At 59.5% G+C, this 21,656-nt stretch carries 14 protein-coding genes and 1 pseudogene; 7 read left to right on the top strand and 8 right to left on the bottom strand.

The annotated features are described in order from the left end of the window. Positions 1 to 1,077 precede the first annotated feature (1,077 nt). From HLH48_RS21340 to HLH48_RS21320, 5 genes are all read left to right on the top strand, one after another. Positions 1,078 to 1,410: a type II toxin-antitoxin system PrlF family antitoxin gene (locus HLH48_RS21340; RefSeq protein WP_182999489.1), complete on the top strand. Its 333-nt coding sequence runs from the start codon at positions 1,078 to 1,080 to the stop codon at positions 1,408 to 1,410. A 2-nt stretch (positions 1,411 to 1,412) separates the two neighbouring features. After that, positions 1,413 to 1,904, top strand: a complete 492-nt coding sequence (locus tag HLH48_RS21335; protein ID WP_182999488.1) for a type II toxin-antitoxin system YhaV family toxin — start codon at positions 1,413 to 1,415, stop codon at positions 1,902 to 1,904. Positions 1,905 to 2,204: 300 nt separating this feature from the next. Next, positions 2,205 to 4,895: a class I SAM-dependent DNA methyltransferase gene (locus tag HLH48_RS21330; protein ID WP_182999487.1), complete on the top strand. Its 2,691-nt coding sequence runs from the start codon at positions 2,205 to 2,207 to the stop codon at positions 4,893 to 4,895. Then, entirely contained in the window at positions 4,892 to 7,054 is a 2,163-nt protein-coding gene (locus HLH48_RS21325) for a DEAD/DEAH box helicase (protein ID WP_182999486.1), read from the top strand. Before HLH48_RS21330 ends, HLH48_RS21325 begins: the two co-directional genes overlap by 4 nt. Next, positions 7,047 to 8,093, top strand: coding sequence for a GIY-YIG nuclease family protein (locus HLH48_RS21320; RefSeq protein ID WP_182999485.1), 1,047 nt, complete (start codon positions 7,047 to 7,049; stop codon positions 8,091 to 8,093). Before HLH48_RS21325 ends, HLH48_RS21320 begins: the two co-directional genes overlap by 8 nt. A 398-nt stretch (positions 8,094 to 8,491) precedes the next feature. Here HLH48_RS21320 and HLH48_RS21315 read toward each other — a convergent pair. From HLH48_RS21315 to HLH48_RS21295, 5 genes are all read right to left on the bottom strand, one after another. Beyond that, positions 8,492 to 9,266 (bottom strand): IS5 family transposase gene (locus tag HLH48_RS21315; RefSeq protein WP_373320202.1). Its coding sequence is split into 2 segments (ribosomal slippage): positions 8,492 to 8,941 and positions 8,943 to 9,266, totalling 774 coding nucleotides; the frame shifts between segments, so codons are not numbered across the junction. 337 nt (positions 9,267 to 9,603) lie between these two features. Then, the gene (locus HLH48_RS23710; protein WP_182999484.1) at positions 9,604 to 12,270 is read right to left on the bottom strand and encodes an AAA family ATPase; all 2,667 of its coding nucleotides are present in this window, start codon (positions 12,268 to 12,270) and stop codon (positions 9,604 to 9,606) included. A gap of 70 nt (positions 12,271 to 12,340) precedes the next feature. Then, positions 12,341 to 16,051 (bottom strand): AAA family ATPase, encoded by a 3,711-nt coding sequence (locus HLH48_RS21305; protein WP_182999483.1) that lies wholly within the window; start codon positions 16,049 to 16,051, stop codon positions 12,341 to 12,343. After that, positions 16,048 to 17,280: an exonuclease SbcCD subunit D C-terminal domain-containing protein gene (locus HLH48_RS21300; RefSeq protein WP_182999482.1), complete on the bottom strand. Its 1,233-nt coding sequence runs from the start codon at positions 17,278 to 17,280 to the stop codon at positions 16,048 to 16,050. Before HLH48_RS21300 ends, HLH48_RS21305 begins: the two co-directional genes overlap by 4 nt. A gap of 639 nt (positions 17,281 to 17,919) precedes the next feature. Further along, positions 17,920 to 18,282 (bottom strand): DUF1348 family protein, encoded by a 363-nt coding sequence (locus HLH48_RS21295; RefSeq protein ID WP_182999481.1) that lies wholly within the window; start codon positions 18,280 to 18,282, stop codon positions 17,920 to 17,922. A 79-nt stretch (positions 18,283 to 18,361) separates the two neighbouring features. On the opposite strand from HLH48_RS21295, the pseudogene HLH48_RS21290 reads away from it, so the two are divergent. Continuing rightward, positions 18,362 to 18,499 (top strand): annotated as a pseudogene (locus HLH48_RS21290) (integrase core domain-containing protein); the annotation flags it as partial. Positions 18,500 to 18,574: 75 nt separating this feature from the next. On the opposite strand, the gene HLH48_RS21285 reads toward HLH48_RS21290, so the two are convergent. Both HLH48_RS21285 and HLH48_RS21280 read right to left on the bottom strand, forming a co-directional pair. Next, positions 18,575 to 19,774, bottom strand: coding sequence for an MFS transporter (locus tag HLH48_RS21285; RefSeq protein WP_182999480.1), 1,200 nt, complete (start codon positions 19,772 to 19,774; stop codon positions 18,575 to 18,577). A gap of 29 nt (positions 19,775 to 19,803) precedes the next feature. Further along, on the bottom strand, positions 19,804 to 20,184 hold the full coding sequence (locus HLH48_RS21280) for a RidA family protein (protein ID WP_182999479.1): 381 nt from the start codon (positions 20,182 to 20,184) through the stop codon (positions 19,804 to 19,806). A gap of 73 nt (positions 20,185 to 20,257) precedes the next feature. Between HLH48_RS21280 and HLH48_RS21275 the strand changes: the two genes are divergently transcribed. Then, complete coding sequence (locus HLH48_RS21275) at positions 20,258 to 21,124, top strand: TrmB family transcriptional regulator (RefSeq protein ID WP_182999478.1); 867 nt, start codon at positions 20,258 to 20,260, stop codon at positions 21,122 to 21,124. Positions 21,125 to 21,192: 68 nt separating this feature from the next. On the opposite strand, the gene HLH48_RS21270 is transcribed toward HLH48_RS21275, so the two are convergent. Continuing rightward, on the bottom strand, positions 21,193 to 21,656 hold a 464-nt coding region (locus HLH48_RS21270), incomplete at its 5' end, for an integrase core domain-containing protein (RefSeq protein WP_246387654.1).

Here is a 21,656-nt window from a genome sequence, read left to right as displayed (position 1 = left end):
GAAGATCGGTGCCCAGGTCATCCGCAGTGTCCGGCGCGTCCGCGTCGCCATGGCGTCGGCCCATCCCTGGCAATACGAGTTCGGGCTCGCCCATGCCTTGCTCTCAAAAGCGGCACGCTGACGAACCAGACACCGCAAGCCGCCATGCCCCCGAAAAACCGCCCTTCCATCGACGGGCGACATTCCCGCTCGTCTGGAAAACGGAAAAGCACCCGCGACGCCCAGCGACACACATCAGATCACGAGCATTCCCACCCGCGACACAGGCTCGGAAGGCCCGTGTGAGATTTCCGGGTGAAAGGCCATACCCACCTTTATTATTTCGACAGCAATGGGGGTAAACGGAAGGTCGGCTTTGTTTAGAGCGATCGGCAAAACGGGACATTCACATGGACGACACTCGCGAAGGCTTTTACCCCATTCCGGTCGTCAAATAATCCATGAGATTTTCTGAAAATCGACGTTTATTCATAAGATAGCCAAGCGCCCGCCAATTGATTCAATGTAATGGTTCCAATCCCACATGGATGATCCGCCAAACACCGCCGATTGACGCATAAATTGGCCGACTATCTCGATAATTATCAATTTGATATCGCCTTTTAAGTGACTGCCCTGCCGACACGGGTTCTCACATGCCCTACCAATTCCGTAATTCTCGTGCTGCTCCATGCGGCACTGCCTTTATGCCGGCAATCCTGACGTGTTTTTATCGCTTCTGACCGGCAGGGCACGCAAAAGCTTCGATGCCTGGCGCGCGGACCACGTCCCCGCGGCCGAGGTCGCCTGACATCTTGACGTGACCATTACGCACAGCCATCCGCTCCGCATGGCAATATCGCCCGTTATTTAAAAGCGTTTACCTTGGCACACTTCCTATTTAAGCCAACGAGGAAACGTTTGAAGAGCGAGATTGTACGGCCAGTTCCTCGCCGACCTGCAGATGTCCGAGAGTAAGCTGGATAGGCCCGGCGAGCCGCAGAAGCGGCAATGATCCGCGCTTCCCCCAAAAATTTGCCACTTGACAAGGTAAGGAAAATTCCTTACTTAACTTGCGATCAAGTTGGGAGCCTGAACATGGCCGCATTACTGAAAGAAGAAAGCACCATCACTGCTAAAGGCCAGACCACGGTTCCCAAGGCTGTTCGGCAGGCCTTGGGCGTGGATTATGGCGGACGCATCGCATTTTTAGTTGATGACGAGCTCCGCGTCTATGTCGAGAAGGCGACGGAAGAGGTGAGCGATCCGGTCGTCGATCGCTTCCTCAGGTTTCTCGCGCACGACATGACCAAGCATCCTGGTACCTCCGTCGTCCCGCTGCCTGCTACGTTGCAGGATCGTATGGCTGCGCTGGTCGGTGATATCGACGTTGACCTCGATGCCGAGATCGACGGGGTCGTCGCACTCTAGTCATGCTCACGATCAATGGTTGGACCATCCTTGCGCATCCCCTTTTCCTCGATCAGTTAGAGAAGCTGACCGGGGCCGTCCAAGCGTTGAAAGCAAAGAAGCCCGAGGACTATCGAAAGAACGCGAACACCAAGCTACTGGCTGCGTTGAACAAGCTCGTATTTGAGGCGATTCCGGCCGACCCGATGGCGACCGTCTATCGGCAAGGCTCTACTCTCGGCGATGATTACAAGCACTGGTTCCGGGCGAAGTTTGGAAACGGCCGCTTTCGCCTGTTCTTCCGTTATGACTCGAATGCGAAAGTCATCATCTTTGCCTGGGTCAACGACCAAACAACGCTCCGGACCTATGGCGCGAAGACCGATGCCTACAACGTCTTCAAAGGAATGCTGAACGAGGGCAGTCCACCGGACGATTGGGCCGCCCTACACAAGGCAGCTTCCGAGACCAAAACGGTCGCGCGGCTAGACGCCGCTTTGTCTACGAAGCCGTAGGCGACGACATGGGTATCCGGAAAGTCAGGTCTACGAGTAACTGCCTGCTGAAGCTGGCGTTTTGTATGAAGGATGATGATCGAATTTAGCTACGGAAATCAGTCGCAGATAAACGACAGCCATGATGAGTCCTTGGGACCTAAGCTTATAATGGCCTCCTCGCATGTGTTTGCTGCCAACTGATCGAATACCGCAAAAGAATGCACAAAAGGAAAAATATCTGCCACCCGCGGGCAATCAATTCGCGAACGGAACACGACAGATGCGAAGAGCAACAAGGTTAGGAACAAGTCGAAGAATATGCTGACCCCGGGGGAAATATACTCCAATCTTGACGACCTCGCGGGGAAACCTCCAGCGGGAGGCGAGTTCGGCTTGGCGTTGATGGAGGCGGTAGGCGCGCCGCGTGCTACGATCACAAAACTGCGCGATACCGCCAAAGACGGGGCATTCTTGTGGGCACGAATGCTCCGCTTCGAAACCACCGGACCGGGAGGGGCGGACGCGGCGCTGGACCGTATGCGTGCAGAGGCTGAGGTTTCGCCAAAGGGACGCCGTCCGCGCATATTGCTCGCCTATGATGGTGAGCGGATCGCTGCCTTTGATACGAGCCCGAAGTTCGACGAGGAGCCGCTGCGTATCGGCCTCGACATGCTCTCTCTGGAAGGCGACGTTTTCTTTCCGCTTGGCGGTCATGAGAGATACGTTCCGAAGAAAGAGCGCATGGCGGACGTTCGGGCGACGCGTTTTATCTCGCGCTTTCATGACGCGGTACGCGATGCGAACCCGAGTTGGACGACGGAAGCGGATCGACACGCGCTCAATATCTTCATGGCGCGGATTCTGTTTTGCCTGTTCTCGGACGATGTCGGCATCTTCGATAAGGACGTGTTTGAAACCGCCGTTCGGCAGTCGAACGTAGACGGCAGTGATCTTGCGGCGTTTCTGCAGAGCGCCTTCAAGTATATGGACACACCACCAGCGAAGCGGTCACCGGAGACGCGCCCTTGGTCCAAGCTGAAGTATGTGAACGGCTCGTTGTTCGAAGAAGACGTGCCTATGCCAGCACTGGACGGGCGTTGCCGTAAGCTGCTGCTTGACTGTGCCGGGTTGAATTGGAAGCTCATCAATCCTGACATCTTTGGCTCGATGCTTCAGGCCGTCGTTGACGTTGAGAAGCGCGGCGAACTGGGGATGCATTACACATCGCCAGCCAACATCATGAAGGTGCTGGAGCCCATCCTTCTCGATTCACTGCAAGCAGAGCTCGAACGGGCTGGAGCGAACAAGGGGCGCCTGCGCGAATTCCTTGAAAGGCTCGGCTGCATCCGCGTTTTCGACCCGGCATGTGGCTCCGGCAACTTTCTGATTCTCGCCTACAAGGAACTGCGGACTCTAGAGACCGAAGCTTTGCGCCGTCTTGCCATGCCGCGGCTGTCGGGTATCGCACTGGAACAGTTTTTCGGAATCGAGATCGACGACTTCGCGTGCCAGGCGGCACGGCTGGGCCTTTGGATCGCCAAGTATCAGTGTGACCAGCAATTAGAATTGGACTTGGGCCAGCGCACCGACTTCCTGCCGCTTCAGAAGGCTGGGGTCATTGTGAAGGGCAACGCGGCTGAGATCGACTGGTTAGAGGTTTGCCCCCCTAATGCAGGGGCGGAAACCGTGGTGGTAGGGAACCCGCAGTTCCGCGGCTCATCCTATTGGTCGCCCGAGCAAAAGGCCGACATGGCACGCGTGTTTAAGGGGCGCGTCAAGAACTGGGGCAATCTCGACTACGTGACGCTCTGGTTCGCCAAAGCGCGTGATTACGCGCTGGCAACCAGCGCGCCATTTGCCTTCGTGGCCACCAACTCGATCGTGCAGGGCGTGCAGGTGCCCGAGCTTTGGCCCCACCTACTCGAAGACCTCGAAATTCGTTTCGCCCATCGCTCATTCAAGTGGTCGAATCTCGCGGCCAACAACGCGGGCGTGACTTGCGTGATTATCGGCATGGGGACGCCAAGCGCCGCACCCAAACGCCTCTTCGACGGCGATACCGTGCGAGACGTGGAGGTGATCGGCCCTTACCTCGCGCCCGGCACCACGGCGATTGTGGCCAAGACGAGCAAGCCGCTCGCACCCGATCTGGAACCGATGACACGTGGCAACCAGCCGACCGACGGTGGCAATCTAATTCTCGACCGTAACGAGCGCGATGCACTGCTGGAGGCGCAGCCGGATGCGGCCCGCTTTGTGCGTCGGCTCTATGGCTCTCAGGAGCTGATGAAGGGCGTCGAACGATACTGCCTATGGGTGGGGGACGACGAGGTCGAAGAGGCAAAGGCCATTCCCGAACTGGCACGACGATTCGAGGCCGTGGCGCGGGACCGCTTCAAGGAGGAGGCGTCCGACATTTCAAAGGCGTTCGCAGACCGGCCTCATCGTTTCCTGCAACGTCCCGGCGCAGCGACATCGCACACGATCATGGTCCCTGGGGCAGCGAGCGAGGACCGTTACTGGCTGCCGGTAGAGGTGAAAGACGAAACCAACATCGTTTCTAATCTTGCCTTCGGGATCTTCGACGGTGCGATTTGGCAGGCAGCCGTCTTGTCTTCGCGGTTGCATCGACTGTGGCTGGAGACGGTGGGGGGGCGCCTTAAGGAGGACCCGCGCTACTCGAATACTCTCGTATGGAATACGTTCCCCCTCCCATCCCTTTCGGAACGCCGCAAGATGGAGCTGGAAGAGCACTGGTGGGCAATCGATGAGGCTCGCAAGGAAGCGGGGTTCGGCCGCTCCCTGGGGGAGCTCTACGTACCTGCCAACATGCCCCGAGCCCTACGCCGCGCCCATGAAGAGCTTGATGAGACGATGGAGACGGTGTTTGGCTCGCGTCGCTACCGCTCGGATGCCGACCGGGTCGAGCACATGCTACAACTCTACGCACGCATGGCGGTGGGAGCAGCAAAGCCGTCCAAGATCAAAGAAGATGAGGTGAACGCATGAGCGAGACGTCAAACAAGGCGGGTGAAAACGGGCTCGGATCTATCACGCTCAATTACGACGGAACGGGCGCCTCCAAGGTCACCGATAGGCTCGGTATGCGCGCTATGCAGGCCAGGGTATGGGATAAGAGGGATGCGCAACACCTACTGGTTAAGTCGCCGCCCGCCTCGGGTAAGTCGCGCGCAGCCATGTTCGTAGGGCTGGAAAAGCTGCGCACACACGCCGTCGACCGTGTGGTAATCGCGGTGCCCGAACGCTCTATCGGTTCCTCGTTCCGAAACACTGGCCTCGCTGCGGGCGGCTTCCACTCGGACTGGCGGCTCGACCTCGACCTCTGTACCGTAGGCTCGGAAACCGGGCGCAAGGTGGATGAACTGATAGGGTTCCTGCGCGGCGAGAGCGGCGGGCAGACGGCGCTGTGCACCCACTCCACCCTACGCGCAGCCTACGCCAAGACGGATAACGTGAGCTTGTTCGATCGCGCGCTCGTTTGCGTGGACGAACTGCACCACGCTTCCTCGGACGAGAACAGCAGGCTAGGCAACCTGTTGCGCGGATTGGTCGATCGGGCGGGCGAAGTAGGGTCCCACGCTGCGCACATCCTCGCTATGACTGGATCGTACTTCCGCGGCGACGGCACGGCGGTGCTTCATCCGCAGGATGAGGCCCGTTTCGAGAAGGTAATCTACACCTACTATGAACAGCTCAACGGCTACGCATACCTCAAGACGCTTCGCATTAACTTCCGCTTCTACCAGCGCAATTACCTTGACGCGATCGGCGATGCTCTTGCCCCCCACATGAAGACGATCGTGCATATACCGCATGTTGGTTCAGCCGAGGGCAGCGGTGTCAGCAAGATGTTCGCTGTGGACGCGATCGTGGATGCGATCGGTGATCGATTGGGCAAGAACCCTAAAACCAGTATCGATGCCACGACCGGTTTTGTTCACCTCACGGCGGAAGGCCATACACTCAAGATCGCGAATCTCGTGGACGACAGCGCCGAACGAGAGAAGGTACTGGCGAGCCTCCGCGCCGTAAAGGACCGCGAAGATGTCGACATTATCATCGCGCTGGGCATGGCCAAGGAGGGCTTCGACTGGGTGTGGTGCGAACACGTTCTGACGGTCGGTTATCGGGGGTCGCTGACCGAAGTGGTGCAGATCATCGGTCGAGCGACACGGGATGCGCCAGGCAAAACGGAGGCGCAGTTTACCAACCTCGTATCCGCGCCATTTGCAAAGGACGAGGCCGTCAGCCGCGCCGTCAACGACATGCTCAAGGCCATCTCGGTTTCGCTCCTGATGGAGCAGGTAATGGCGCCGGTCTTCAAATTTCGCACACAAAAAGGCGCAGACCAGTTCGACGGCTCGCCTAGCGACGATTCTAAGCCTGTTCCGGTGACTAATGCTGGCGAAATCGAAATTGTTGGTATGCCGGAAATCGACGAAAAGGCCGTGGAGGCGATCGAAAACGACTTCAATGACCTGTTTGCCGATGTGCAGAATGACTCGCGCACGCTGACGGTTATGATTAACCCCGACGACCACCACACGGACGTGATGTACGACCTCGTCGTCACGGATGTAATCAGGCGGCGCTACCCTGGCTTTTCAGCAGAACAGGTACAGGACGCGGTGGGGCTGTTCGGCGTGCGCGCCGGACTAGGTCGCGAGGTCGCCAAGGATCCAAGCATTATCCAGACGCCCGGCATGTCCGACGGGGAACAGTCTCTCTTTGCGGAACCGGACGATGGCGCTGGCGAGAATGCCCCGAGTGCATCGAACGCTGGAGACCGGTTTGTGCAACAAGCCAAGCGGTTCATAAACGTGCGGGAGTTGCAGGTAGACCTGCTCGGCGGCCGACGCGACTTCGATGACGCCTATGAGTTGTTGTCCAAGGAACTTTCCGAGGAGTTGCTCGCACGCCTTCACGGCGAGGTTCGGGCTTTGAAGGTGAGCATGACCCAGGATGAGGCCGAGAAGCTCTATCCTCGCATCAAAGAATTCATTCAGCGCGAGGGTCGCGAACCGAACTTGAATTCCCCCAATGGACGCGAGGTCAGGCTGGCAGAAGGTTTGGCCTTCATGCGCAAACTTTCGCGAGAAAAGCGTGCTGCCATGGCGGGCGCGGACGGGGGACATGTCGATGCCTGAAACGATCGACTATCTCAACGACGAACTTCTAATCACAGCTGACGAGAAGCCTAGGGCAGCGCGAACGCCCCTCCTTGCCCGCGCGGTTGAGGTCATCGAACGCATCAACGCGTTCATGGATGAGACTGGTGCCGAGCCGGTCTCTGAGCCAGGGCGCAGTGTGCGGGAGCGCATGCTTGCCAATGAACTGGCTGGGCTGCGAGCTTCGAAGGCTGACCTGGATGGGCTTGCATCTTACGATACGCGTAATCTCGTCTTCGGTGGGGTACGTGTCGTAGATCCTCTCGATGATCCGCTGCTGGCCGATGGCTTTGACATCTTCGAAGTGCGTGACGAACTAAAGCCGATGGCGCGCCCCGACTTCGTCGCCGACCGGCGCCCTTGCCCGGATTTCGAGCGCTTCGAGCCGCTGTTTGATAGCATTCGCAAGGCTGTAGACGGAGGGACGCGCAGACCCCAGCCTTTTCGGCAGGAGCGCGTCGAGCTGGGCGAGTTCTTTGTCCTCAAGGGGCAACTCGTCCATGTTGCGGACCTTCGCGACGAGCACCGGCGCAATAGTAAGCCAGACGCTCGCCTGCGCGTCATTTTCGACAACGGCACGGAGTCCAATCTGCTGATGTCATCGCTCGTCCGGCGCCTTTATGAAGACAAAGATGCGCGGCGCATCGGCACCACAAATGTCGGTCCCCTTTTCGAGGGCGCGCGAACTGGCTTCGTTTACGTGCTGCGTTCTCGATCGGACAAACCCGAAATCCAGGGATTGCTTAAGATCGGCACGACATCGGGGGCAGTGGAGGATCGCATCGCGCATGCTGAAACGCAGGCGACATTCTTGTTCGCACCAGTAGACATTCTTGTTACCTTCGAACTGGTGGGTCACTCGGCAAAGGAAGCTGAACAGCTTATCCACCGGGCGCTTCGATCGTATCATGTTGCCCTGAGGGTGACGGGACCCGATGGACGATCCTTCAGCGCAACCGAATGGTTCAAAGTGACGCCTGAGCTGGTGGAAAAAGTCATAGAAGAAGCGCTCGGTTAACGGCGGCGAAGCGGAATTCTGATGTGCAGTCCGTTCGTGCCTACTTTGGAGAGGTATAGAGGGCTATGGATTACACATAGTTCTCATATGGCCCGCCTGCCGAGATTCGAAGCTCGGCTGATTGGAATTCGTGCGCAAGTCCACTATCTGCCTTTGTCGGCAGAGCGTCGGATGGATTCATGTCGGCTTTCGGGAAACTCTCCTAACCGCCTGTATGACCGGGATGAGGCGAAACCGGTAAGTCCGCTTAGCGCGTGACAAGCAGACAGGCTGCTTTCGCCTCATGCCAGACATCCAAACAGTTATGACGGGTGCCCAAAAGCCGACATCGTTAGGCGCACTTCAATAGACCATCTTTGGGGCATTGCTGACTTTGCCGGCAGTCCTAGGGCCCGAACTCATAACCAGTAGCTGACGGCCGCGACGAGGCAGATGGCGGCGTGGAAGTTAGTGGCATTGCGATCGTAACGTGTCGCGATGCGACGGAAGTCCTTGAGGCGGTTGAACATGCGCTCAATGGCATTTCGCGTCCGATAAAGGACCGGCGAAAAGCAGTTCTTCCAGACCCGGTTGACCTTGGGCGGGATGTTCGGCGCGGCGCCCCTGTCCTCGATCTGTCGACGCACCGCGTTGGTGTCGTAGCCCTTGTCGCCGTGGATCAGCCGGACGTTCGAGACTTGCTCCAGCAGCGGGGCCGCCTTCGTGCAATCCGCGACGTTGCCGCCGGTCAGCACGAAGGCGACCGGCCGGCAGGCGGCACCCGTCAGCGCGTAGATCTTGGTCGTGCGCCCGCCACGCGATCGGCCGATTGCCTGGTTCGGCCGATCGCGTGGTGTCGCTCCCCCTTTTTCCGCCGGAGGCGCAGCGATGGGCCTTCACGGCAGAACTGTCGATCAGAAGTTCGGCAGACGGTCCACCGCTCTGCGCCAGCGCCTCGAACAGGCGCGCCCAGACGCCTTTCGCAGCCCAGCGCTGAAACCGATTGTAGAGCGTCTTGCGCGGGCCATACGCGGACGGCGCATCCTCCCACCGCGCGCCGGACAGCATAATCTGAATGATGCCGCTGATCACGCGTCGATCATCCACACGCGGCTTGCCACGCGTATCGGTGGGCAGATGCGGCGCAATCCGCGCAAACTGCCGCTCCGAAAGCCAGAAAAGGTCAGCGTCCATCGCTCATCTCCTTTCAGAGACAGCGAATCACAGGCCGCTCACAATGGGAATCCCTTTATGGGTCCGGGCCCTAGTAAGCGACTGCTGGTGTCAGAACCTGACATTCCCGGCAGAATTGCACGCGTAGCTCGATATGAGCAGGGCTGGGCAGTTGAAGCGAAAACCCATACCCGGATGTTCAGCCCTCGCTTTGCGCTTCTCGAGAGCGGTCATCCATCCAAGAAGGAACTGAACCACGGGTGATGACCGTTCCGGACCATCCTCGACTTTGCTCCAGAATGAGATTGGCGCCGATCAGCAGTCCAGCGTATCGCATTGCGGCCTCTCGAACTTAATTTCAGAGCAAAGTTGCAACGCGCGGACCCTCGAGCGCTTCTCGAGCAGCAGAGGTCAACTTCCGCCGCTTGTTATAATCGAGCCGGAACTCGTCGAGGGCTTTCACGTCTTCCGCCATCTCACAGGGCGAGGGCTGTGGTATACCGCGGCCGGCGGACATATCGTGACCCGAGCGTTCGGATGCCCGTTTCATTGCGAAGTATATGGTCCGATAGTCCTCGTCAGTAACCGTAACCTCCTTGAGTCGTCCAGTCATCACATCGGGAACAAACCGCACGACCGTCTTTGCGAGCACGACCTCCTCGACAGCGCGTTCCCACGTTTCCCGCAGGTCGGAGTAAAAATCCTTCACGTGACGGCGATACTCGTCGGTATCGAAGTCGGTGATGACGCCAAGGCCTTTAACGCGATCGCGAAGCTTGGCGATACGCGCATTCAGATCGGCAACCCATGGCTCGCTATTCTCCCGCACAATTCCGAAGCCGTCCGCTACGGTCTTGCTAACGACGGTCTTGATGACAGGTGCCGTGTCGCCCGCTCTTGCTGCTTCGGAGACCATCTCGTTGAAGAATACCAGGTTGTGCGTAAAGACGATGACCTGTCGCCCCTTTTGGGCCTCGGCAACGAGCCGGCGCGCGACTTTTCGTAGTCGCAGATGGTCCAGGGATGAGACGGGATCGTCGACGATTATCCCGTAACGGGGATCGTTGCCACCTATCTCCGCCAGGAAACAGGCGAGCGCCAAAGCGCGCTGTTCGCCTTCCGAGAGGATCTGGTTGTTCCTGATCTTTCCAGCTCCCTTAAGGCCTACTGAGAACAGGTTCTGGCCGCTGGAGCTGGAGTCGCTTACCTTGAACGGCAGATGTGCAAGATCGAGAGTGTCGATCTCGTCGATGATGCGTTTCTCCAGCGCCTCCGTCACGAGTTCCTTCCGAAGCGCCGTGATCTGGTTGGAGACTGGTCGTGTCGCGACCTGCGCAAGACAGTCGGTCAAAACCTTCTTCTCGGCGAGGTCGCGAAGCCGCTGTAGCATCGTCTCAAGATCGTGGCCGAGTTTCACCCTGTCTTTGAGATTCGCGAGGCGCGCTCGCTTGGCATCGAGCCCTGCACTGTGTGCTGCGTCCTGCTGAAGCGCCAACGCCTCAGTCTCAAGGGTCCGTCGCTCTTGGGCAATCTCAGCAATGATCTTCGCGGTATCCGGCGCTGCGGGCAGTGACGTCGCCGCTTCATCGAGCAAGGCCGTTCGCAGGGCTCCAAATTCGGCGAGCAGTGCGAGGATCCGAGTAGCGAGATCCTGGCGAGTGTCACCAAGTTCGCGGTATCCGGAGAGACTTTCCTCGACAACATCGATTGCCGGTATGGCGATTTTGCCGATCGTCTCGACGAGCGTCTTCAATCCGTCGCGCCCGCGGTCCGCTCGGCGCGACGCCTCGCCGCTTACAAAGTCGTTGAAACGCGTAAGCCGTTCAGCGCCCGCAGAGGACAAGGGCTCAAGGCAGAGTAGACACAGATCTCCGGCCGCTTCGGGCAAACGTGCCGGCGCCGCCTCACCATCGCCCGTGGCGAACGCGCGCGCCGCCTCGAACAGAATTCGCCAGGCCGGCCCGCCGACATTGGCCATGGGTTCGTCAGCGAAGCTCGAAGTCGCCGCTAGCCTTTCCGCTGTGACGGCCGCTGCCAGCTCTTGCCGCGCATCCTGGAGTCTCTTGCCGACCGCGTTGGAGAGCGCATTGCCGAGATCGCCGAACACCTCCTCGACCCTCTTCAGGACGGCATTTGCCCTCTTGCGCGTTGCGGCCTGTGCGATCGGATCCGTCGCCAATTCGGACTCAAGCGTCGCAAGATCGAGAAGCTCCGTTTTGGAGAGCGATCCGAGCTGACGAAGCAGTTCTTCGGATGGAAGGGTCGTGCTCGTCGAAGCCAGCCGCGCGAGCAGTATGCTCACCTCGGTTCCAGCGGTGTAGCCCGCCGGGAGCGGCACCTTGAGGCGGCCAGCCAGTATCTTCTCCTCGTCATTCAGCGACTGCGCTATCCGTCGGCACACATCGCCATGATGCTCTAGGATCGCGAGCTCTTGGGGAAGATAGGCGATCCGATTATCGCCATCGACGTAGAGTCGGGCATTATGGCTGTCGAAGACCGAAATCTGCCGCAGAACGGAGGGCGGCGGCGTCGCCGGATCCCAGTCGAGCGTTTGAACCTCGTCGTCACCGACACGATACCGGACTTCGACCCGCATCGGTCCGGAAGCCGTCGCGAACACGTTTCCCCGCAGCTGATCGACTGACAGGCTTCGGCACAGTCTCTTGGCGATCCGCGTGTATCCGCTCTTGCCGCTGCCATTCTCACCGTAAACCAGCGTGATACCCTCGGCCGCGATCCGGAGCCGTTGGTCGCCGGCAAGCCGGTCGATATTTTCGACCGGCCCCAGCTGTGCCAGGATCGTCCGTCGGCTGTCGGTCGAGATGCTTCCCAGATGCGAGGTATCGAGCGGACGGAGATCGCCATCATTGGCGACCGCTTCACGCGCTGCCGCCCTGACGTTCGCGAGAATGGTTTCCACATCCTCATCGCCGATCACATGGTCGGCGGCCATCGCGATGCGCCGCAAGCTATCGCTCACCCACGCATGCTGCCCGGCTGCCCAGTCGATCAAGTTCTTGGCCACCAGCCTCTCCCGCTTTTCGGCAAGAATGCGAGACGCACGGTCGCGACGCAACCCGCGCCTGGCGACTTTTCTATCCGCCCTGTATCTCGATTGCGCTGCGGCCATTCGACGCGGGCGAGACGGCAATCTTCACGCCGATCCGGTCCTTCACGTCCTCAACATGGCTGATGACACCGACGCGGCGCCCGCTGGCGTGGAGTTGTTCGAGGACACCGATCGCCTGGCCCAAGCTCGCACTGTCGAGCGAGCCGAAACCTTCATCGATGAAGAGGCTCTCGACGCGCATGCCCTGACCCGTCGACATTTCGGAAAGGCCTAACGCGAGCGCGAGGCTGACGAGGAAGCGCTCACCGCCCGAGAGATTGGCGAGCCCGCGGATTTCGCCCGCCATGTCATGGTCGATCACCTGTACGAGCATTTCTCCACCCGGCACCCGCTCGAGCGAATATCGTGGCTTGAGCTCGGCGAGCCGCACATTGGCATGAAGCAGAAGGCGCTCGAGCGTCATTCCCTGGGCGTAGCGGCGGAACTTGTTCCCTGTGCTATCCCCGATCAGTACGTCAAGCTGAAGCCAGGGCATGGCGGACGCCCGATCTCGGTCGAGGGTCTGCCGAAGTGTCGCTGTCGCCTCCCGGGCGCGGTCGTCTTGGCGGATGACCATCTCCGCCTCGGTGAGGCTTTCTCGCGCCAGGGTCTCCGCTGCGATTGTCTCGACTAGCACGGCGCTCAGTTCCTCGACGCTGAGAAGCGGCGCCTCGGTGGCGGCATGCGCGTCCCGATCGGCGGTACGGGAGCGCAACTCTGCCACGGCCGCGACGATGGCGCGGTCCAGTTCGCCAAGTGAACGGGCTTCCTGGTCGAGGACCGCTATATCCTCAACCGCCACCTCAGGCATCGACGTAGCATCGATGTTCTTCGCCGCCAGTTCGGCTCGAAGCGTATCGTGCCGGGCTATCGCCTCGGCCCGCTCGGCTGCAAGGTTGCCGCTCGCCTGCTCGTGCCGGGTTTCGCAGGCCGTCACCTCGGCACGGGCCGCCTCCAGCGCCGCCCTCGCATCCTCGGTTCTGCGGGAAGCTGCCTGCACGGCCAACTCCAGGCGCTCGCTCACTGTCGCCACGGGCTCGCCAGAGAGCCTCGACGCGCGTTCGGACGTCAGGCGGTCGCGTTCCTGAATCGCGGCCTGCTCGATCCGCTGCGCTGCCTGAAGCCTCTCGGCATCGCGGCCGCGCACGACATCGGCCTCGTGCGTGGCGTTCGTGAGGATTGGCAATTCGGCATTCACCGCGGCCAAGGCCTGTACCTGCGCACGCCATTCTTCGACCCGCTGCGCAAGGGTCGTGACCGGCGCACGATTCTCACGCCAGTCGAAATGGGGGGAGAGGCCGGCATCCAGCTCGGACCCGAGCTGATCGCGACGCTTGACGGTGTCAGCCAGTCGTTCGGCAAGCCGCGTGTCTTCGCTCTCCAGATCACGCAATGCCTGGGTCGTTGCCCGCTCGGTCTGGGCTGAACGATCCAGGGCGGATCGGGCTTCGTCGAGAGCCTGGGCCGTACGTCGCGCCGCGTCCTGTGTTTCCCTGTGCGAACGACGCTGCGCGTCGATCGCGTCGACACGTGCGGTGATATCAGCACGCAAGGCAGACGCGTCCGGGGTGTGCGCGATCCCACAGGCGTCGAGCGCCGTCTCCAGCGCGCTCAACGACGCATTCCGGGCATCGGATGCTGATGAGATCGCCGTCCTCGTCCCGGCAAGGCTGACATCGAGCGTGGTCAATCTGAGGCTGACGGCATCGAACCGCTCGACTAGCACCGCACGCTCCCGGTTGAACGCATCGATCTCGCCGTCAATCTCGCGAACCCGTGCGGCATCGGTATCGGCTCGCCCATCGATCAGGCCGGCGAGCGCCTCCACCGCATGATCCCTCCCGCCGCAAACGGGGCAAGGCTCACCGTCGAGCAATGCCCTGCGAAGGCGTTCGGCAGCGTCGTCGGATGCGGCCGCCGAGAGGGCGGCGGCGCGGCTCGTCTCTTCGTGGCGCGCCTGAAGCACCGGCAGGGCGGCATCGATCTCCGCCCTGCGGGCCTCGGAGCCAGCAAGCGCTGCCTCGAGCCCGGTTTTTTCTTCTTGTGTGGCGCGATCGGCCAATTCTAGGCGATCGAGATCGGCCAAGGCGCGCTCGTAGCTGAGCAAGCGAGGCTCGATCGCGACGAGGAGATCGCGCGCCTGTTCGGCGATCGCAATATCGTCGGCCGCCGCGACGGCAACCGCAGCCTCTTTGGCACTCGCTTCCGACTGTTCGAAAGTTGTCTTTGCCAAAGCCGAGGCCGTTTCGGCCTTGTCGCAATTCGCCCGGGCAGCTGTGATGCGCTCGCCGGTCGACCTGCGCTGCCGTTCGATGTTTTGCGCTTTCTCGACCTGTGACGCATGCTCTTCGATGTCGGCCGACAGGTCATTTTGCCGGGCGGCAAGATTCTCACGGGTTCGATGATCCTCTATCCAGCGCGTCAGGACGTCACGTTGCGCGGTAGCCTTATCGCGCGCTTTCACGGCATCAGCATGAAGAGCGGCACTGTCCGCCGCCTGGCTGGCGGCGGCCACCCGTGTCTCGACCAGCGACGTCAGTGACCCGGTCACTTCGCTGATCCGCCGATCGAGCGCTCGCGCTTCCTCGATTTCGGGTTTGTGTCGTTCACGCTCGGCTTCAGCGCGAACCAGCGCACCAATATCTTCCTCGTGGCGTACGGACGCGGCGATTGCACTCGCACGGGCGGCGTCGGCCGCTTTTCCGAGCACCGCTATGCGCTTCACGAGTTCCGCCACCCTGGCGTCCGCCTCCACGGTCGCCCGCCAGGCAGGCACGATTGAATGGGCGATGCGTCGTTGCGTAAGAGCAACACGGCGCGGTTCCGCCTCCCGGCTTCGCTCGTCCGCGGCTGCACGGTTGCGATCGGCGCCATCGACGAGTTTGGCCAGCTCGTCGGCGCGGCTGTACCAACTGCGGTCGCCCTCGCGGGCTGACACCTCGGCTCTCGTTCGCTCATGCTCGGCGCGCGTGACGACGAGCCGCTCTTCGGCTTCGGCCCGGGCGATGTCGTCGAGCCCGTTCTGCGCGGCGATCCGGATCTCGATATCCGCGAGCGCCTGTCGAAGCATGTCCGCTTTCCGGCGCGCCGCCATGCCGAGATGGGCATAGAGTTCAGTGCCGGTCAGCTTCTCGAGCAATTCAGCGCGGGTGTTTGAATCGGCATCGATAAAGGCGTTGAAGTCACCCTGCGCAAGCATGACGGCGCGGCCAAATTGCTGGGCGTTTAGCCCGACCTTAGTGCGGATTGCAGTCAGGGTTTCGGTGCGCGTGCCGCCAAGCGCGAGACCGGTGTCGAGGTTCGTGAAGGTCTGCACGACGTTCTGCAACGCCCCGTCACCGCGACCGCGTGCGCGCCGTACGGCCCACCGCGCCCGGTAACGTCCTCGATCGAGCCCGATGAAATCGACCTCCGCATAACCATCACTGGCCCGGTGGCGGAGCAGCGCTCGGGGATCGCTGGCTGATACCATCTCGGCCCCCAACGTGCCGATCTGGCCCGAAGCCGCCGACGCGAGGCGGGGGACGTGGTTGAAAAGCGCGAGGCAGATGGCGTCGAGAAGAGTCGATTTGCCGGCACCGGTCGGGCCCGTGATCGCGAAAATTCCGGCCGACGCCAGCGGCTCCGCCTCGAAGTCGACGGCAAACTCGCCGGCGAGGCTCGTCAGGTCCTTGCCGCGTATCGCAAGGACCCTCATGCGTCGATCTCCGCCTGGACCGCGATCACCAGTTCCGCAAACGCTCGGGAAACCGCGGAATCGGGTGCCGCTCCATGCTTGTCCGCGTGAAGTGAGGCGAAGACTGTACCCGGCTCGAGCCCGTCCAGGGCATCGGCTTGGCCAGAGAGGCCGCCCTGGGTCGCAGCCTCGGGGTAAACCGATCGGATGCGCGTCAGTCTTACGGGTTTGCCCTCAATGGCGGCGTGGATGCGCGATGTCACTCCCGGCTGGGGCCGGTCGAGCGCCACGGAAACTTCGACGAAGGGTTGCCGCCCCGGTGTTTCCGGCTCGCCAAAATCGAAGGCTGCCAACGCCAGCGCGACGTCGTCGAGAGGTTTTGGACCATCGGGCGGAAAGGACAGGAAGGGTGCGTGTCGCGGTATTTCGAGAACTGACAGGGTTGACCCGTCGGACCCAATATCAATGACGCTGATGGAGTGCCGGTAATCCCGCTCGGCGACCGACAACGGGAGTGGTGAACCGGCGTAGCGGATCAGCGTCTCACCATCGATGGTCTGCGGCCGATGGAGATGGCCCAGCGCGACATAAGTCGCCCGCGCGTCGAACAGTGTCGCCGCCTGAGCCTCTTCGCCACCGACGACAATGCGCCGCTCCGAGTCCACGGAGACATCGCCACCCGAGACGTGAAGATGACCGGTCAGGACGACGGGTAAGCCTTCGGCCCGCGCGTGCGCGGCGGTCGCGACTTCGGCATAGAGCTCGGCGAGGTCGCCGCGTCCAAGATCCCCTGGACGACAATAGGGGACCGCGCACAATAAGGCGGCCGGCGCAGCATCGTCCCCGGCGAGCGGGATTAGAAGCGCGTCGAAATCGAGTTCGCCGTTCAGGCGCGGTATCTGCCCGACGAGATGGACGCGACCTTCTCCCAGGAGGGCGCCTGGAAGATTGAGGCGTGCCGCAGAATCATGGTTCCCGCCAACGACGATGATCTGCAGCGCCGGGCAACGCGCAAGAGCATCGCGCAGAAAACGATAGAAACGCGCCATCGCCGAGACCGGTGGATTGGCGACGTCGTAGATATCGCCCGTGACGACCAGGACGTGCGCGCCAAGCTCGACTAACCGGTCGAGCAGCCAGATGAGAAACGCATCATGCTCCTCCTCCCGGCCATGGCCGTGGAGCTCCTGGCCGATATGCCAGTCAGACGTGTGAACGAGGCGCAAGCTATTGTTTGAAGACAGAGGCATAGTGAGATCACAGTGCCGAAATCGCGCTGCGCCGTCCAGAGGCCGTGATCGGTCAAAGCGATCGGATGTGACGCGCCGCCCGATGTGTCTCGAACGGCTGCTTCCGTCGCAAGCGGCCATTCAAAATTTAATACGCGAATGTCCCGGCTTGGTCGGTAGCAGTCATGAAAGTGAACGCTGCGAATGGCTGCTTTCGATCTCGCATTACCGATAGCCGACTATCCTCTCTCCCCCATTGCCGTCATCCCGACAAAGCACTTTCTCAGGAGTTTCTACATGCCCGAGGGCAGTGTCTCCTCCCCTGTCCTTTCTCCTACGCCCGCTTATGCCCCGGCACGCCGGAGCCCGCCCTTGTACGCCCGCATACAGGAGAGTTGGTTGCGGGTGTCATGGACCCCGATTTGAACCTACGGGTATTAAGCCCTTGAAATAATTAAAAGTTTGATAGCGCGTGGTGTGTGGCGCAACAAAAAACCCCGCCTAGTCAGTGACTTAGCGGGGTTTTGGATGTGTTTTTGGTTGCGGGGGCCTGCAACCAATGTAGCCTGCGACTTGTCAGCGGGTTCGTTGAACGTTTGGCAGCGTAGCTAAACGACTGAAGAAATGGAAAGCTCTTTTGGTCGATAGCAATGTGCCCCTTCACAACCCCAGAACCGAAAGGCCCGGATGATGATCGTCCGGTAGCCTCCCCTGCGGCCAATGAAAAAGCGAGGCACCGATATCGATCGGCAGATCGTTGATTGAGGCAACGCGGCGCCGCATCAGGCCGTTTTCATCCGACTCCCAGTTCTCGTTGCCGCAGGACCGGAACCACCGCCCCTTCTCGTCATGCCATTCATAGGCAAAATGCACCGCGATCCTGTTCTCCCGGAATGCCCAGACCTCCTTCGTCAACCGATACTCATGCTCACGTGCCCATTTGCAGGTCAGAAGATCGACGATCCCATCCCCCTCCCGCACGAATGTCTCCCGATTGCGCCACTGGCCGCCGGGGGTGCTCATAGCAATTCCACTTCGCTCAAACCCAGGTCGGGTTTGAGCCGAAACTCGGCCCCCCGGACTGGCTCTGACGTAAACGAGTCACCTGTTCCGCAACCTTGCCCACGCTCGGACGGTCATCGACGCTTTGCGGGCCGACTACAACGCCGTCAAGCGTCACACCAGCCTCAATGGCGTGACGCCGGGGCCTTTCACTCAGCACGCCAGAAACGGCATATAGCAACCCATAGACCCTAACTTAAATCCGTGGGCATGTTCGGGACAGGGTCACTCCCCGCGGACTTATTCATGGAAATTATCGCAATGTACGCAACTTCGCACCGAACAGGACAGCCGCAATGCTAATAATCGTCAAACTCAAGCAGAACCCGCAGACGGCATTCCATCCGAGTCCGTCTAAAAGCGCTGGAGAAGCAATAGAACCCATTGCCCCGCCACTGTAATATAAGAACATATAAATACTGTAGAGTCGGCTGCGCGCATTAGGATCAAGCGATAGAACGCGAGCTTGGTTGGCAACCTGCGCGCTAAAGAGACCAATATCAACTAATAATACGCCAATTATTAACGCCCACAAACTCGAATGGAAATACCACATAGTTGCGAACGCGATACAGGCAGTCATGATACCGGCAACGATAACTTTGTGCGCCCCAATACGATCGGCCCACAGTCCGGCAGAACGTGAGGACAAAGCTCCTGCAATACCAACTAAACCGAATAGGCCGGCCCGTTGTGGGCCAAAATAGAACGGCGGTTCGGCCACATGAGCTGCTAGACACGCCCAAAATGCGCTAAAAGCAGCAAACCAGAAGGCCCCAGCGAAAGCTGCTTCCTTAAGCAAACAACTCCCCTTCAATAATGGAAACAGCGAACGCAGAATTTCCACATAGCGCATCCTAGGTTTCGGCGCTTCGTCGGGGACTAACAAGCGGATCGCGACTGCACACGAGAGCGAAAGCACAGCGCTTATCACCAACATAGGCCGCCACCCGAGATAGCCGCCTAGTATGCCTCCCATGACCCGTCCGCCAAGTATGCCAAGAGCTATCCCGGTCGCAACCGCACCAACGGCCTGGCTGCGATGCGTAGGGGAAGCAAGGCTTGCGGCAAAGGAATTAAGATGGATAACGATCGTGATCATCACGCCAATCGCAAGACAGGCGAGGACGAGTACCGAAAGAGAGACGCTAACAGCCGCCGCAAAAAGACATGCCGCCAGCCCTATAAATTGATAATAGGTCATTTTTTTGCGGCTATATCGATCGCCAAGCGGCGTCAGAAGCAGCAATCCAATAGTATAGCCTATTTGGGGCGCAGCGACGACAAGGCCTGAAGCCCCTATATCCGATCCAAGACTGGTTGATACTTCCGGCAATAGTGGTTGCAACGAAAAACCATTGGAGATTGCGATACCAGACGTTGCAGCCAGAACAAATGTTCGTAGATTCTCTGGACGGCTAGCAACAGCCGGAGCACGAAGAATTTGCCCCATTTTTTGCGCTCACCAAGTATTGAAATCGGTTATACGAAAGCTATGATTTCGACCTCGACTAATATTTCTGGATCCACGAATGGCTTTACGTGAAAAATCCCAAGCGCGGGACGAATGTCTGCAAAAAACTCTGCGTTTGCCTTCGCGGCTTCTTGCCATTTTGAAATGTCTGTCAAATATATTTTGGTCTGCACCACGTTTTCATAACTCGATCCTGCGTCCGCAAGGACCTCACCGACCTTTTGGAGGATTAATTTCGTCTGGGCGAAAACGTCGCCTTTTCCGGCTATTTTTCCATCTGGACCAGTAGCAGCGGTCGGCGAGACGAAAACCAGACCATTTGCTACCACGGCACGTGAATACCCGATTTTAGCCTCCCAGGCCGACCCAGAAGAAATGTTCTTTCGCATCGTAAGCTCCATCGATTCGGTTAACTACCGCGGTAGTGTATCGCAAATGCCGAGAATGTGCTAGATAACTTTCATGGAAAATAAGAAGTCATCAGAGAAGACGTTAGCCGCGCTCATGCGTCTCGGACTTTCGCAGTACGAGGCAAGGGCTTACTGTGCGCTTTTGGAAGCCCCACCCATGAACGGTCATGAGGTGAGCAAGATGTCTGGAATTCCACCTTCAAAAATCTATGAGACGCTCCAGCGGCTAGAAATTAAAGGAGCTGTTTTGATGACGCGCTCCGAGCCTGTGCGGTATACCGCTGTCTCACATTCCAAATTTATTGGGGCACTCAGACAGCAGTTTGAAGCAGATCTCACCACTGCCGAAAATGGTCTTGCCCAACTTCCTGCCTCGCATACAAACGGGCTAATTTGGTCTCTTCGCTCAACCGAAGGTGTCGTTTCTGCCATCCGCAATACGATCGAAGACGCAAAGTATGAAGTTCACGCTGCGTTGTGGGACAAAGAATTGGAATACGTAGCTCCATGTTTGGAACAGGCGAGCGCGCGTGGAATAGAGGTGCATGTTGCAGTCTACGGCAGACGTGTACTCGACGGGCCCGTCTGTTATGACCTGACGCTGTGCGGCGAAAGCTCTGTCATAAGGTTAGCTGGTCGACGCCTTTCCGCTGTTGTCGCTGATCAGGCAAAGGCTGTTATCGCCGAGTTTCGTGCAGACGATGCGGTTGAGGCCCTAGTGACGGATAGTCCACTCGTTAGCTTATTAGCGGTGGAGTATATTAAAGGTGATGTACTCGGCCGGCTCATCATTAACGAGATGGGACAAGATGTCTTTGAACATCTGCGTGAAAGTTCTTCGAGCTTCAGGTCGATACTCAGCGCTCGACCGGATGCACAACTCTCCGGCCAAACGACGGCAAAAATGCGCCCTACATAATGATAGCCCTCATACCGCCACCCGATTGCGGGATACCGGCCTCGGTTTTTGAGACATCTGGTTAAAGCCTAAGCGGCGATGGCCGCATTGGAAAGAGCCCTGGCGCGCACGGCGTTCGGGGACATGAACCCGTGCCGTTCAAGGAGCCAGGTTTCATTGTAGAGATCGCGGAATTCCAGCAGGGCCTGTCGGAGATCCTCGACGGTCGCAAAGGGTCGGACCCAGAGCAGGCTTTCCTTCAGGGTTCGGATGAAGCGCTCGGCGCATCCATTGCCCTCGGGGGCACGGACGAACGCCGGGGAACTTTCAATGCCCAGGAAGCGGATCTCAGCCTGGAAATCATCGGACATATACTGGCTGCCGTGATCGTGGCGCAGGGACAGGCCGGTCGCGACCTTCTCGGCGAAGGCGCCGAAGCAGCGTAAGCGCCGATGCAAGGCGGCGTTGACGTAGGGGTTATTTTGCTTTTCGGGCGCGTGTCGCCCATTGCTTTGCCATCTCGTCGAGGCGGCTTTGTATCCAGTCGCCCGCT

The organism is Gluconacetobacter sacchari, assembly GCF_014174255.1.
GTDB classification, from domain to species: Bacteria; Pseudomonadota; Alphaproteobacteria; order Acetobacterales; family Acetobacteraceae; genus Gluconacetobacter; species Gluconacetobacter sacchari.
Note: the sequence above shows the minus strand (reverse complement) of the source record. Positions and strands in the feature narration are given on the sequence as shown.